This is a genomic window from Pectobacterium betavasculorum, from assembly GCF_000749845.1.
Taxonomy (GTDB): domain Bacteria; phylum Pseudomonadota; class Gammaproteobacteria; order Enterobacterales; family Enterobacteriaceae; genus Pectobacterium; species Pectobacterium betavasculorum.
In genome coordinates, this window is record NZ_JQHM01000001.1 from 907,368 (window position 1) to 921,578 (window position 14,211).

The 14,211-nt window shown below is 46.7% G+C and carries 11 protein-coding genes and 1 pseudogene; 8 read left to right on the top strand and 4 right to left on the bottom strand.

Annotated elements, in window-relative coordinates:
* Window position 1: 1 nt before the first annotated feature.
* Entirely contained in the window at window positions 2–214 is a 213-nt protein-coding gene (locus KP22_RS04135) for a hypothetical protein (protein WP_039322613.1), read from the bottom strand.
* A gap of 177 nt (window positions 215–391) precedes the next feature.
* Between KP22_RS04135 and KP22_RS21480 the strand changes: the two are divergent.
* Window positions 392–568, top strand: a pseudogene (locus KP22_RS21480) (NADP-dependent isocitrate dehydrogenase); the annotation flags it as partial.
* A gap of 114 nt (window positions 569–682) precedes the next feature.
* Here KP22_RS21480 and KP22_RS04145 read toward each other — a convergent pair.
* The 3 genes from KP22_RS04145 to KP22_RS04155 all read right to left on the bottom strand — a co-directional run bounded on the left by KP22_RS04145 (window position 683) and on the right by KP22_RS04155 (window position 4,132).
* Window positions 683–1,792, bottom strand: a complete 1,110-nt coding sequence (locus KP22_RS04145; RefSeq protein ID WP_039322616.1) for a 4Fe-4S binding protein — start codon at window positions 1,790–1,792, stop codon at window positions 683–685.
* Window positions 1,793–2,208: 416 nt separating this feature from the next.
* The gene (locus KP22_RS04150) at window positions 2,209–2,559 is read right to left on the bottom strand and encodes a Mor transcription activator family protein (protein ID WP_039300330.1); all 351 of its coding nucleotides are present in this window, start codon (window positions 2,557–2,559) and stop codon (window positions 2,209–2,211) included.
* 838 nt (window positions 2,560–3,397) lie between these two features.
* Window positions 3,398–4,132, bottom strand: a complete 735-nt coding sequence (locus KP22_RS04155) for an XRE family transcriptional regulator (protein WP_039300327.1) — start codon at window positions 4,130–4,132, stop codon at window positions 3,398–3,400.
* 396 nt (window positions 4,133–4,528) lie between these two features.
* Between KP22_RS04155 and KP22_RS04160 the strand changes: the two genes are divergently transcribed.
* The 7 genes from KP22_RS04160 to ogl all read left to right on the top strand — a co-directional run bounded on the left by KP22_RS04160 (window position 4,529) and on the right by ogl (window position 14,137).
* The gene (locus KP22_RS04160; RefSeq protein ID WP_039300324.1) at window positions 4,529–4,786 is read left to right on the top strand and encodes a hypothetical protein; all 258 of its coding nucleotides are present in this window, start codon (window positions 4,529–4,531) and stop codon (window positions 4,784–4,786) included.
* A 393-nt stretch (window positions 4,787–5,179) separates the two neighbouring features.
* The gene (locus KP22_RS04165) at window positions 5,180–7,348 is read left to right on the top strand and encodes a sensor domain-containing phosphodiesterase (protein WP_039322619.1); all 2,169 of its coding nucleotides are present in this window, start codon (window positions 5,180–5,182) and stop codon (window positions 7,346–7,348) included.
* A 151-nt stretch (window positions 7,349–7,499) separates the two neighbouring features.
* Window positions 7,500–9,242 (top strand): sensor histidine kinase, encoded by a 1,743-nt coding sequence (locus KP22_RS04170; RefSeq protein ID WP_039300318.1) that lies wholly within the window; start codon window positions 7,500–7,502, stop codon window positions 9,240–9,242.
* Window positions 9,239–9,988 carry a LytR/AlgR family response regulator transcription factor gene (locus KP22_RS04175; protein WP_039300315.1) on the top strand — a complete coding sequence of 250 codons (750 nt, stop codon included), beginning with the start codon at window positions 9,239–9,241 and terminating at the stop codon, window positions 9,986–9,988. Before KP22_RS04170 ends, KP22_RS04175 begins: the two co-directional genes overlap by 4 nt.
* Before the next feature lie 183 nt (window positions 9,989–10,171).
* Window positions 10,172–11,395 carry an L-lactate MFS transporter gene (locus KP22_RS04180; protein ID WP_039322622.1) on the top strand — a complete coding sequence of 408 codons (1,224 nt, stop codon included), beginning with the start codon at window positions 10,172–10,174 and terminating at the stop codon, window positions 11,393–11,395.
* 352 nt (window positions 11,396–11,747) lie between these two features.
* Window positions 11,748–12,629 carry a protease HtpX gene (gene htpX / locus KP22_RS04185; RefSeq protein ID WP_039300309.1) on the top strand — a complete coding sequence of 294 codons (882 nt, stop codon included), beginning with the start codon at window positions 11,748–11,750 and terminating at the stop codon, window positions 12,627–12,629.
* 341 nt (window positions 12,630–12,970) lie between these two features.
* Window positions 12,971–14,137, top strand: coding sequence for an oligogalacturonate lyase (ogl, locus tag KP22_RS04190; RefSeq protein ID WP_039322626.1), 1,167 nt, complete (start codon window positions 12,971–12,973; stop codon window positions 14,135–14,137).
* The last annotated feature ends 74 nt before the right edge of the window (window positions 14,138–14,211 follow it).

A 14,211-nucleotide genomic window follows, 5' to 3' on the forward strand; every position in this document is an offset into this window, starting at 1 on the left:
ATTACTTCAGCCAACTCCTGATGCACATAACGAGTGTCAGGAGTAACAGAAAGCCGGTAATACCGAGAATGATGCTGGTCGTGCTATCCAGGTGCATGCGAGATTTACTGGTTATCAGGCATGCACCAATGATAAATGGCACAGAGAACGCGGGATGCACCAGCACCATAACGGCGGCCATAGCTAGGCACAGAATGAAGGCTACAGATGACATGTTATTAGTCCGTTAAATTTGTTAAGGGGTGAAATTACAGGCAATTTTCGGGGAAAGGTATTCAGTAAAATACAAAGTAGCTCACTGTTTTCTATCGATATTTATCTTAATGAAAACGATGCTGTTCAATGCGCTATTTTCTATTTTTCTTTATATAGTTCAGTATGTTGTGGTTTTTCCTTCAATCTACTGCTGCGTCATCTGCAATGGTTCGAAGCGGCTGACCTGATTGTTAAGGGCGTTGAAGGCGCTATCAAGAACAAGACCGTGACTTACGATTTCGAACGTCTGATGGAAGGCGCTAAGCTGCGCAAATGTAGCGAGTTTGCGCAGGACATCATCGATAACATGTAATCTGTTGTTAAGCGCAGATGAATAGCAGGGGCCTGTCTGGGCCCTTAATTTTTCCTCAAGTTTCTTCCAAAAAACCATCCTATTTTGTATTCATCACCGTTGACCTAGCCTTATTTACGGGTGACCAATGCTCTGTGACTCGGGGATGAGCCGGAAGTACATATGTTCGGGAATTGGGCTGTCCCAACTGCCGATGTGTATTGCAAAACCGATTGTGCCGAAAAGGATACCAAGTACCAGTATCGTCATGGCAATACCGGATAGTGCGCTTTGTCGCCATAGCGGTTTGGCTGCCTCACACCCTTTTTCCTGCGATCCTGACGGCTGAACCAATGAGAAATAGAGCGTTGATGCCACCGGGCAGGATTCGATGCACGTCATGCAGGCCGTGCATTCGGCTGTTCTCACCTGAATCAGTTTATCCACTGGGATATTAGATGGACAGGCTTTAGCGCACTTGCCGCAGTCGATACAGCTGGTGGCGTTTCTGCGGATCTTGAAAGGGGATAGCAGCGAAAATACGCCCAAGAGTGCGCCGTAAGGACATAGATAGCGGCACCAGAAATGGCGGATAAACAGGCTGGCGAGCATAAAGAGAAAAACGCAGAACAGCGTGATTGTGCCGATATTGCGGAAAAAACCGAGCATTTTGACGTCAGCGATCAGGCCGTAAGGTGACATCAGAAACATATAAATGCCCTGTGCTGGCATTGATAAGGCGATGTAGAGGAAAAAACTCAATAACAGGTATTTCAGACTACGTAGCGGAATGTCTAGCCACCTCGGAAGAATGACAAGACGGTCAACTGTTTTTCCCCCCAATATACCTATCCACTCAGAAATTGTGCCAATAGGGCACAGCCAGGAACAGAACGATTTTTTCAGCAACAGACTGATGAGAATAAATGCGAGAAGTAATAGCATTGACGCAAGGTGGATAGGGGGGAGATTACCCGTTTCCCACGTGAACTTAACGTTCATTAACCCCGCAATCGGCAGCCAGCCCTCAATACCGCCTGGCCTTGAAATATAAAAACTCGTGCCGCCAGTTTCAAAGTAGCGTACCCAAAAATAGAAGGTGACGCCGATATAGATGTTGATCGCCAGTAGTAGAATTTGTGTTGCTCTGCGCCAGGTCAGAGCGTTGCGCCAGTCTTGCCAGGGGAGTTTGCCACCAGTGGTTCCGGGTCGGCGTTGCCACCGTTTTCTTACTTTCTCGCTCATTGCTCTCAATTGCACCAAATGGATCGTGAGGCTACGTTATCATGCCCTTTACGCTTAAAAATTGATTTGTGCATTATAAGTGCACGTTTTTGGGTTTCTTAGCTGGTAGTTGTATAAAAAGGTGGGAGATCGTGCACTTTTTATTGCATGCACTATGTAGTGCTAAGAGTTTTTTCTGAGGATAGATAAAGATATAAAAATAATGGGTACGCAAATGCACCCATTGTATTAATTATCTGGAAATGTTTAATATATTAACTATATTTTAATTTTCGTGTATTGACCAGAGATCGCAGATAGAAATACGTTATTGCATTGAGCATAACTCGAATGATTTATGTTGTATTTTATTAAAGTCAGATATTGTGGTTTTTATCAGGGTTTTATTTTAATTATCAATTTATTTTAATTTATCGTTACGCCTTATTTTGATGTTTTGCCTGTAACTCATCTTTCCTCATCGTTCTGACAATTTTATAAATCCATTGCAGCGAGACATTATATTTTTTTGCCAGAGCGCTATGATTACGACCATCGAATTCTTCATAGATTTGAAGATCACGCTGAGAAGCACGCCAGGATAGTCCCATCGGAAAATAAACGTTTTGTCCACCCCATACGGTCATCATGTGTTTGGCTACGGCATTGCCGACTAGTTCGGCTGTTTGTGGATCCAACTCCGTGACGTTTTTGACCGTATCGGCAACGTGTTGAGAAAGCTCAACCAGAAGCTCAGGACCTTTACTGCGAAATTGTGGCTCAGTCATAATATTACCTCATCCTTAAAGAAAATAATTTTTGCTATGTGAGAGTTCGAGCATTGCTGTCTCAAGTGCAACAACCGTGTTACGTGTTCATTTAAAACCATGGTTGTTTTTGTGTCAACATCTTTAGTTTTAAATTAGGTTGTTTTTGGTTGTGAAAGCAGGAGGCTGTTGTAAAGCGATAGGTAAGGGAAAGTCACAGAGAAAGAACCTCCGCTGATACTCGTCACTCATTACCGTTCGGGCCTTCAGGCCACTTTGTCCTACTATGCCTTCTGCTGACGCCTGTCCGCCGTTCAGCGCACCTTACGGCGCACTCAGTCCTGAATGCAGGACGCCGGACAGGCCTCCTGGGGTAAGCTCAGCCGCTTTCACCACGCTCCTGCCCGATCTACCAGATAGTTATGGCCTTCGCAATCATTGGCTTTCTCTGCTAGCCGGGCAGGCCTCATATCGGATTTCTGTTCGTCAGGTCATGGTTTTGCTCCACGTTTCCTTCAGACCCCGCCTCGCGACGACGCCCTTGCGCTTCGCTAGTCCTTCGCCACCATCATGCTGGACAGGGGACTTTCACCCCCGAGCTACTGTGCATGCCCAGCACACCAAAAAAAACCCGCACAAGGCGGGAAAGCAACACATAGACAGGAGGAATAACACAACATCAACAAGGGTTGATGAAACAGTAGCACGGTGATTGTATAAAACTGTTACGTGTGGGTAAGGTTATCTGGGCGAAGGTAAACGTTTTTGAAGTAGAAAACAAAGTCGGTGCTGCATTGTTCACCGACTTTGTTGAGAGGAAAAGCTATAACGCCTTACGCGAAAAATCACCTATATAGAGCTATAGCAGCACTGAATACCAGAACACTCGGCCGATGATCTCGACTTCTGATTCGTAAGCTTCTTCGTCAGCATCGCGGTTAAAGCTATGGATGACAAGGAGGCCACCAGGCTTGCGGTAAAGCTGTTTGATTCGCTTGAGCTTATCGTTGCCGCTGCCCTCCTGAGCAATGGCGTAGAGTTTTCCATCAATGATGCGCTTATTGTTGGTATCGACTGCGACGGTAGTACCATCCGGGATGATGGGCTCCATACTGTCTCCCGCTGCTGGGAAACAAAGAACGCCCGAACCGTCTGTGTTTGCACCGACCTTACGCAGCGTGGCTTTAGAAAAACGGAGCTTAAAACCGTTGTAATCCTCACTTTGAATGCGTCCGTCGCCGCAGGCAAACTCAATATCCTTTAAAAAAGGCACTTCCACCTCGTCCTCTGATAGTTCTGTCGTGCTGTCCCAAGCTGATACTGTGCCCCATTTTGATGTCGGCGGAATACTCGATTCCCGGAGTGATCTAATCACCCTGTCGCTACGCATTGGGTCTTCGCCATTTGCCAACCATTCGGGTCGGATATGGAGTGCATTGGAAAGCTCAACAATTTTGGTTGTCTGCGACGCTTTCCCCACCTCAATCTTCTGTATGGCGGCCTGAGATACACCAATCATGTCGCCAAGTGCTTTTTGGCTAAGCCCTTGTGCAGTCCTGGCGGTTTTTAATCGTTCTGCAAGTGTCGTTTTCATTCGTTCAATTTACAACCTTGGTTGTAAATTATCAAGCGGATATTAATCTTGTTTAAAGAAACCAAAGCTATGTTATGTATCGTTGATGTGCGAAGGGCATCATAAATACAACCATGAAAAATTTAAGTTGTTATTGCGTGCAGGAAAACTGTGCAGATGTATGAGATAGCATCAATATAAACGCTATCACCTGACTATCAAAAATTCTAATAAATGTCAGATGGTCATAGTATCGTCTTATTCCATCACCTGATTTGACTTAAACATGGGTGTCACTTGATCTAAATCATAATCTGGCAGTATGCATTTTGCTCTTATGGAAATCCCGTTGTGGGAAATTTAACCAATGAATTCGTTTAATTAAGTATGCGCATGACTGCGTATCGCGGAGGATGTATGTCTGTAATTCGCACGTGTTTAAATCTGTTTGGTGGTGATACGGTAATTGTCCGGTGTGCTAATACATTTGAAGTGCAAATGAGCAATGGTGAACAGGAAGCGATGACAGAAGAGAATCGTGCTACGCAGGATTCTATTTGCCGTCATGCTGAAGGTGAAGTGTATTTAACCGTACCTTATACAGGGATTTGGGATGTCGTGATCCGAGCGAAAAATGACACCCCTGAACACTCAATAACCTATTTTCCTGCCTGATGCTTCCTTGGTTGGTTATATTCTGTTAATAACTTGATAATACATTGTCGTTATCTGGTCGTGAGTCTTTGAATATGCCAACCTTATTCTTTATTTCTACCTTAATCGCTCAACGTTGTGAGTGTATCGGTATCTTTCTATTTCACTTTCCATCTATCACCTTAATTGATACTTCCACTTGTTATTATTAATGATTCGAAGGGGTGATAGAGTCTGGATCTTTTGCCATACTCAACACTTAGCTACCACGCGTCGTGACTTCTGGCAAGAGAAGGGGCTTTGGTTTGCTAACGTTGGCCCGCTGTTCTTATCGTGCTCATAACTGCAACATTTTGGATTTATAGCTAAAATTTTGTCTAATCTGAACATCAATACGATGGGAGGGGGGAACCCATGAGCCGTGCCCCAATAAGCAAAGATGAAAACAAACGTCTTGCTGCTCTTCGTGAGTATGGCATTAAGAACGTATTATTTGACCCTAGCCTGAGTAACCTGATTAGCCTGGCCGCTAACATCTTTAGTGCGCCTATTGTTCTGGTGTCATTAGTTGAGGCTGAACGCCAACTGTTTGCTGCCAGCGTGGGGGTGCCTTTTTGTGAAACATCTCGCGATGTCTCTTTTTGCGCCCATACGATTCTAAAGAAAAAGATCATGGTGGTGCCTGATGCGCTCAAAGATGCGCGTTTCAAAAATAACCCGCTGGTTGTGGGAATCCCTTACATTCGTTTTTATGCAGGTATTCCATTAATTACACCATCCGGCCATGCTATTGGCACGCTATGCGTTATCGATTTAAAACCCAGAGCCACATTCACCAAACGTGATGAGCATAATATGCAGGATCTGGCTTCATTGGTGATGGACAAACTAGAAATGCGCCGCCTAGAGCTGGCGCGTAAAGCCAGTCAGATACGTTTTGAAAATATCGCCAATACCTCTCCCGATACAATTTTGTGCGTTAATGAGAAGGGAATGATTACCTTCTGGAATACCGCTGCGGAAAATATGCTGGGGTATGGTGACGAGGATATTATTGGCCGTAATATTAATACCATCGTGCCTGATGCCTTTATTGTGCAGCTTAACCATTTAGTCACTGACCGTGATTCGCTGATGAAAGGTGTGACGCTGGAACTGAATGTGCAAGCTAAAAGTGGCAGTCTGGTACCCGTTGAATTGTCGGTTTCTATGTGGGAAGACAACGACAACATTAGCTATGGCGCGATATTGCGTGACATTACAGAACGTCGACGCAATGAAGAACGGCTGTTTTTATTAGCACACATGGATCCACTCACGGGGTTGGCAAACCGGACGTTATTAACCTCTAATCTCGAAACCGCGCTAAAGAATGAACCTGCCGTCTGTATCATGATGGTCGATCTGGACGGATTTAAAGATGTTAATGATAGTCTGGGGCATTCCAGCGGCGATGATATTCTGGTGTATGTTGCCAAAAAAATAAAAGCGACGGTCCGCTCCGGTGATGTCGTGGCGAGAATGGGCGGGGATGAGTTTGCGCTGTTGTTTCCCAGCCTGAATGATAAAAGGGTCGCGGGTAAAATTGCTGAGCAAATTATTCATGAAATTTCGCAGGCAATGATCATTGACGATCACCAAATCAATATTAGTGCCAGTATTGGGGCGGTGCTATACCCCGACTATGGGCTAACCGTGCAAGATCTCTTGACCAGCGCCGATTTAGCTCTATATCAAGCGAAGTCAGAAGGGCGAAATTGTTACCGTTTTTTCACGCGTGAATTGCTTGAGGTCTTTCAGGCCAAGCATGCTTTTCAGCTCGAGTTTGTACGAGCTTACGAGCAGCATGAATTTGAAATGTTCTATCAGCCACAGGTAAAACTGGCGACAAATGAGATTGTTGGCGCGGAAGCACTGTTGCGCTGGCGTCACCCAGAAAGAGGATTGCTTGGCCCAGCCGCATTTCTCACCGCACTGGAAAATGGGCCGTGGGCGGAGCGAGTCGGCGATTGGATCGTAGAAACGGCATGTAAGCAGGCCGCCGAGTGGTGTCAGACTAGCGACAGATATTTTCGTATCAGCATTAACCTTTTTAGCGCGCAGTTTCGTACCGGTATGCTGGGGCAGAAGATTATGGACACGCTCGCTCAAACAGGGTTGGAACCAAGTTCTCTTGAATTGGAGATCACGGAAAACATTATCCTCCGGTACGATGAGAATATGTTGCAGCCATTAAAGACATTGCGGGAAGCGGGAATCGGCATTGCATTTGACGACTATGGGACAGGCTATGCATCGCTTAGCATGCTAAAAAATTACCCGGTCACGCGACTGAAGATCGACCAAACCTTTGTCAGAACTATGTGTGAATCTCCGCCGGATGCGGCGATTGTTCGGGCGATCCTGTATCTTGGAAAAAGTTTCGGCCTGGGCGTGATTGCAGAGGGCGTGGAAACATTAGAGCAGAGTGAACGGCTGCGGAGTAAAGGGTGTGAGGAAGCACAGGGATACTTGTTTGGGCATCCGATGCCTGCCGAGGAGTTCACCCAGTTACTGAAATTGAATAAGCCGATAGACGTATAAATAAATGATGGTGCTATACCAGTCCTCCTTAAAAGCCCGCGCCTGCTGGCTTTTATGCTGTGCGCTTGCCATTCGGTTAACTGACTAAAAAGTGGAATGTGGATCACATTTTTTCTATAGTGCAGGCTCGTAAACCAGTACCGGATGTCCCGTGCACGAAATATTTGAGATGCTCCTTGCGGTTTTTGACCGCGCGGCCTTGATGCTAATTTGCCTATTCTTCCTGACGAGGACGCGTCAGTTCCGGCAATTGCTGCAAAAAGAGCAACATTCGCCGAGAGAGCGGGTGACGGTGACGGCCATCTTTTCACTGTTTGCGCTGTTCGGTACGTATTCCGGCATTAACGTTGAGGGATCGCTTGTCAACGTGCGCGTGATTGCTGTGATGTCAGGCGGTATTCTCTTTGGCCCTTGGGTGGGGATCGCGACCGGTATCATTGCGGGAACGCATCGTTATCTCATTGATATTGAAGGTATCACCTCTATACCTTGTCTGATTACCAGCATTATTGCTGGTATCACTTCGGGCTATATCAATAAGAAAGTTAAAAAAGAGCAGCAGTGGAGCATCGGGATTCTGGGCGGGATGCTATGTGAGTCATTAACTATGCTACTGGTTGTGGCGTGGGCGACGCCGATCGAGTTAGGGCTGGATATTGTTTCAAAAATTGCGGTGCCAATGATCCTGGGTTCCGTATGTATTGGTCTGATCGTATTGCTGGTACAGAGTGTGGCGAATGAAAAAGAGGTGATTGCTGCCAGACAAGCCAAGCTCGCGCTGGATATCGCCCATAAGACACTGCCCTATTTTCGCAATATTAACAGTGACTCACTCACGGCCATTTGTAGAATCATTCGTACTGAAATTAATGCGGACGCAGTGGCAATAACAAACACGCAGCATATTCAGGCTTACGTAGGGATCGGGGAAGAGAAATATAATATTGGCCACGATATTATCAGCCCGATGACGCAGCAGGCGATGCATGACGGGAAAATCATCATTAAAAATAATGATGAACAACATCTGACGCCGGAGATCCATTCGATGATCGTCATCCCGCTGTGGGAACACGGGCAGGTGACCGGTACGCTGAAAATCTATTATCGCCATGCACACAAAATTACCTATTCATTACGCGTGATGGCTGTCGGTTTATCACAAATCATGTCAACGCAAATTGAAGTATCCCGCACAGAACAACTGCGAGATATGGCAAATAAAGCGGAACTGAGAGCGCTGCAAAGTAAAATCAATCCGCACTTTCTTTTTAATGCTCTAAATGCGATCTCCTCGTCTATTCGTATTAATCCCGATACGGCGCGCCAGTTGGTGATCAATCTGTCTCGCTATTTACGCTATAACCTCGAACTCAACGACGATGCGCTGATAGATATAAAAAAAGAGCTGTACCAAATTCAGGATTATATCGCGATTGAGCAGGCGAGATTTGGCGCTAAGTTGACGGTGATTTACGATATTGACGACGATGTGGCGTACAAAATTCCTAGCTTATTAATTCAGCCGCTGGTGGAAAATGCGATTGTGCATGGGATTCAGCCTTTTAAAGGCAAGGGAACCGTGGTGCTGTCGGTGAAAGATCAGGGCGATAAGCTGCTAGTGGCGGTAAAAGATACTGGCCACGGCATCAGTCAGGAAACGATGGATCGCGTTGCGCGCAATGAATTACCGGGCAATAAAATTGGTCTGCTGAATGTGCATCATCGGGTCCGCTTGCTCTATGGTGATGGCCTGCATATTCGCCGTTTGGAACCAGGGACCGAGATTTATTTCTACATCCCACGAGAAGATAAAATCCCGTCGGCATTGCCGGATAGTATTCAAGCGCCATCCTCAAGAGAGGCTGCTGAGCAAACAGGAGGCAACCCATGAAAGCCATTATTGTTGAAGATGAGTTCCTTGCGCAGCAGGAACTGAGTTACCTCATCAAACAACACAGTGATATTACGGTTGAGGCGACATTTGATGATGGGCTGGATGTCCTGAAGTATCTTCAGCATAACGAAGTTGATGCGATCTTTTTGGATATCAATATCCCATCATTAGACGGCGTCTGGCTGGCGCAAAATATCAGCAAATTCGCGCATAAGCCTTACCTCATTTTTATTACGGCCTACAAAGAACATGCGGTTGAGGCGTTTGAAGTCGAGGCTTTCGATTACATTCTCAAGCCGTATCATGAATCTCGCATCATCACGATGCTGCGCAAACTGGAAGTGACCTGGCAGCAGCGCCAGGTTGCACCTGCTGCTGAAACTGGCTCGCATGCAGGGGCGCCAAGAGGGGCTCAGCAAACGATTAATCTGATGAAAGATGAGCGGATTATCGTCACGGATATTAACAATATCTACTACGCGTCTGCACAGGAAAAGGTCACGCTGGTTTATACTCGGCGGGAGGAATTCGTCATGCCGATGAATATTACGGAGTTTTGTAGTCGCTTGCCGGAAGACTATTTCTTCCGCTGCCATCGCTCTTACTGCGTCAACCTGACAAAAATCCGTGAAATTGTGCCGTGGTTTAACAATACCTATATCCTGCGATTAAACGATCTGGATTTTGAAGTCCCGGTGAGCCGGAGCAAGATAAAGGCGTTCAGGTCATTGATGCGTCTTTAAAGGCATTTCATTCCGCGTTTCAGGCATCTCATTCCTCATTCGAACAACCACTGTCAGCCCGCTTGTATACTGGCCTCAGCCCATAAGCTGACAGTGTTTTGATGGATTTTCTCTTCTCAACATCAGCTTATATTTTTAGCGTGCCGAGTGAATCGGACCAATTTTTGATGTAGGGGAAAACCCATGAATACCAAACCTGTTAATCGGGGATTGATTGTCCTCGGTACCATCATCACCCAAATGGGACTCGGCACGATTTACACCTGGAGTTTATTCAACCAGCCATTGGTGGACAAATTTGGCTGGACGCTGAGCTCCGTTGCGACGACGTTTTCCATTACCAGTTTCTGTCTGGCATTTGCAACGCTATTTGCCGGTAAGTTTCAGGAACGTATTGGCCTGCGCCGCCTGACGATGATCGCAGGCATCGCCCTGGGCGCTGGTCTGATGGCAAGTGCGGTGAGCCCGTCGTTGACGCTGATTTATCTGCTGATGGGGGTTGTCGTTGGTTTTGCTGATGGCACAGCTTACATCACGACGCTGTCCAATTTGATCAAATGGTTCCCTAATCGCAAAGGGTTGATCGCCGGTATTTCGGTTGGTGCATTTGGCACCGGAAGTCTGTTGTTCAAATATGTAAATAGCTTTTTGATTGCGGAAGTAGGTGTGTCAGAAGCCTTTTTCTACTGGGGGATTATCGTTATGGCGATGATTCTGGTCGGAAGTTCACTGCTGAAAGAACCTGCTGCAATGCCGGTACAGCAGGCTGCTGTTCAGGGACAGACGCGTGATTTCTCGCTGGCCGAGATGTTGGCGACCAAAGAATCGTATTTGCTATTTATTATCTTCTTCACTGCGTGCATGAGCGGCCTGTATTTGATCGGTATTGTAAAAGATATTGGTGTGCAAATGGCCGGAATGGATATGGCGACGGCGGCAAATGCCGTGTCTGCGATTGCGATTTTTAATACCGTGGGTCGTATTGTGCTTGGGGCGCTTTCCGATAACGTCGGGCGTATGCGCGTCATCACTTTTACGCTGTTTGTGACGATTTTGGCGGTGTCTGTGATGACGTTTCTGCCACTTAATCCAATCCTGTTCTTTATCTGTGTCAGCGCGATTGCCTTCTGTTTTGGTGGCAACATCACGGTGTTCCCGGCGATTGTTGGCGATTTCTTCGGCCTGAAAAATCACAGTAAAAACTACGGCGTGATTTATCAGGGGTTTGGTATCGGCGCGTTGTCTGGCTCGTTCATCGCTGCACAACTCGGGGGATTCCAGGCGACATTTATGGCCATTATTATTATGTCTGTCGTCTCACAGCTGATTACCCTGTGGGTCAAACCACCTAAACATCAGCCTGTTACTGCTTCAATGCGTACGGATATGGCACACGCACAGAGCTGATAGCGCGGCCACGCTAACGGAACATCGCGCTGGGCTCCACAAGCCGCTCGGCGCGAGTTTTTCTTTTTCCCTACCTCAACGTTTCTTCTCTTCACCAACTGAAATATCGCGATACCGTTCATCACTTTCCCAGCCATCCACGTGTCACAGACAAGTACCTAGTGTCATTATACGAACGCTATCGCACTGACGTATCGGGTTTTCAGTAGGCAGGATGCCGCTTTCCTTTTGAAAAGTGTAAAGTTATGTGGATTTAGTAACTGAAAAGTTAAGAATACTTGAAAATGCCACGGCAACCCATACGATGTAGGTGTTGCAACTTAATCTTTCTGCGAGAGGAAATCAGACTTTTATGATGCGTATTGCGCTTTTCCTGATCACCAACCTGGCGGTGATGTTGGTTTTCGGGCTGGTACTCAGCCTGACGGGAATTCAGTCCAGCAGTGTCCAGGGCTTAATGATTATGGCTGGGCTGTTTGGCTTTGGCGGTGCGTTTGTTTCACTGCTGATGTCTAAATGGATGGCGTTACGGTCCGTTGGCGGTGAAGTCATTGAACAACCACGTAACGAAACCGAACGTTGGCTGGTGGAAACCGTTCGTTCACAGTCACAGCAGGCTGGGATCGCGATGCCACAGGTGGCAATCTACCATGCACCGGATATCAATGCGTTCGCAACGGGAGCCCGTCGTGATGCATCGCTGGTGGCAGTAAGCACCGGTTTGCTGCAAAACATGAGCCGTGATGAGGCCGAAGCAGTTATCGCGCACGAAATCAGCCACATCGCGAATGGCGACATGGTGACCATGACGTTGGTTCAGGGGATCGTAAACACCTTCGTTATCTTTATCTCTCGTCTCATTGCGCAAGTCGTTTCCGGTTTCCTGTCCGGCAACCGTGACGAAGGTGAAAGCAGTAACGGTAACCCGCTGGTTTACTTCGCTGTAGCAACGGTGCTGGAACTGGTGTTTGGTATTCTTGCCAGCATTATTACCATGTGGTTCTCACGCTACCGTGAATTCCATGCCGATGCTGGTTCAGCCAAGCTGGTAGGGCGTGAAAAAATGATCGCTGCACTACAACGCTTGAAGACCAGCTACGAGCCACAGGAAGAGAGCAGCATGATGGCTTTCTGCATTAACGGCAAATCAAAATCCTTCAGCGAACTGTTTATGTCACACCCGCCGTTGGATAAGCGAATCGAAGCGCTGCGCTCTGGCGAATACCTGAAGTAATTTACCGTAGTCTCCCCACAAAGGCCCATTCGGGCCTTTGTTATTTCTGCATTTATTGGCTCTTCGCTCCTGTGCTTTCCCTGTACGAATGTTTTCATCAGATCTGAACCAGGTGGTGAAAATATGAAGAATGTTTTATAAAATAAAACCACGATCACGGAAAAATGAAACATTGTTTCTATAATGCTGATATAACAGGCGTCTCGCGTGAGATTGGTGGCCTGATTTTTGAACAACTGGTGTCGGGATGACCGATTTATCGGGCGATTGAAATGTCAGGTTATCGAAGAGTATGCGCGTGTGGCGTTAAATTCTTCATGATAAGTTCTAAGGATTTACGGATGGCCAAAGGTAATAAGATCCCTCTAACGTTTCATACCTACCAGGATTCAGCAACCGGCACCGAAGTTGTGCGTTTAACCCCGCCCGATGTTATCTGCCACCGCAACTATTTCTACCAGAAGTGTTTCTTCAATGACGGTAGCAAGCTGCTGTTTGGTGCTGCATTTGATGGCCCATGGAACTACTATCTGCTGGATTTAAAAGAGCAGAACGCCACCCAGTTGACGGAAGGCAAAGGTGACAACACCTTTGGTGGTTTCTTGTCTCCAAACGACGATGCGCTGTATTACGTTAAAAATACCCGTAATCTGATGCGTGTTGATCTGGCTACGTTGGAAGAGAAAACGATTTATCAGGTGCCGGACGACTGGGTCGGCTACGGTACCTGGGTTGCCAACTCTGATTGCACCAAAATGGTCGGTATCGAAATCAAGAAAGAAGACTGGAAGCCATTAACCGATTGGAAAAAATTCCAGGAATTCTACTTCACTAATCCTTGCTGTCGTCTGATTCGCGTCGATTTGGTAACGGGCGAAGCTGAGACTATCCTCCAGGAAAACCAGTGGCTGGGTCACCCAATCTACCGCCCGGGTGATGACAACACGGTTGCCTTCTGCCACGAAGGTCCACATGACCTGGTTGATGCCCGTATGTGGTTCATCAACGAAGATGGCACCAACATGCGTAAAGTGAAAGAGCATGCTGAAGGCGAAAGTTGCACTCACGAATTCTGGGTGCCGGATGGTTCCGCGATGATTTATGTCTCTTACCTCAAAGACGATACCAACCGTTATATTCGTAGCATCGATCCTGTTACGCTGGAAGATCGCCAACTGCGCGTCATGCCGCCGTGTTCTCATCTGATGAGTAACTATGATGGCACACTGTTGGTCGGTGATGGTTCCGATGCACCGGTCGATGTGCAGGATGATGGCGGTTACAAAATTGAGAACGATCCGTTCCTGTATGTTTTCAACCTGAAAACGGGCAAAGAGCATCGTATTGCACAGCACAATACATCCTGGGAAGTGTTGGAAGGGGACCGTCAGGTCACTCACCCACACCCATCTTTCACACCGGATAATAAACAAGTCCTGTTTACTTCTGACGTAGATGGAAAGCCTGCGCTGTATCTGGCGAAGGTTCCTGATTCAGTCTGGAACTAATAATACTAATAAATCCGCGTCACGTTTCTGGGCGCGGATTATTTTAAAATATTTACTTACATATTATTTTATTA

Bases quoted from the DNA above. Each gene is read 5' to 3' on its own strand.
- KP22_RS04165 (WP_039322619.1), top strand. From the start codon at position 5,180: ATGAGCCGTGCCCCAATAAGCAAAGATGAAAACAAACGTCTTGCTGCT.
- KP22_RS04150 (WP_039300330.1), bottom strand. From the start codon at position 2,559: ATGACTGAGCCACAATTTCGCAGTAAAGGTCCTGAGCTTCTGGTTGAG.
- ogl (WP_039322626.1), top strand. From the start codon at position 12,971: ATGGCCAAAGGTAATAAGATCCCTCTAACGTTTCATACCTACCAGGAT.
- KP22_RS04145 (WP_039322616.1), bottom strand. From the start codon at position 1,792: ATGAGCGAGAAAGTAAGAAAACGGTGGCAACGCCGACCCGGAACCACT.
- KP22_RS04180 (WP_039322622.1), top strand. From the start codon at position 10,172: ATGAATACCAAACCTGTTAATCGGGGATTGATTGTCCTCGGTACCATC.
- KP22_RS04160 (WP_039300324.1), top strand. From the start codon at position 4,529: ATGTCTGTAATTCGCACGTGTTTAAATCTGTTTGGTGGTGATACGGTA.
- htpX (WP_039300309.1), top strand. From the start codon at position 11,748: ATGATGCGTATTGCGCTTTTCCTGATCACCAACCTGGCGGTGATGTTG.
- KP22_RS04155 (WP_039300327.1), bottom strand. From the start codon at position 4,132: ATGAAAACGACACTTGCAGAACGATTAAAAACCGCCAGGACTGCACAA.
- KP22_RS04135 (WP_039322613.1), bottom strand. From the start codon at position 214: ATGTCATCTGTAGCCTTCATTCTGTGCCTAGCTATGGCCGCCGTTATG.
- KP22_RS04175 (WP_039300315.1), top strand. From the start codon at position 9,239: ATGAAAGCCATTATTGTTGAAGATGAGTTCCTTGCGCAGCAGGAACTG.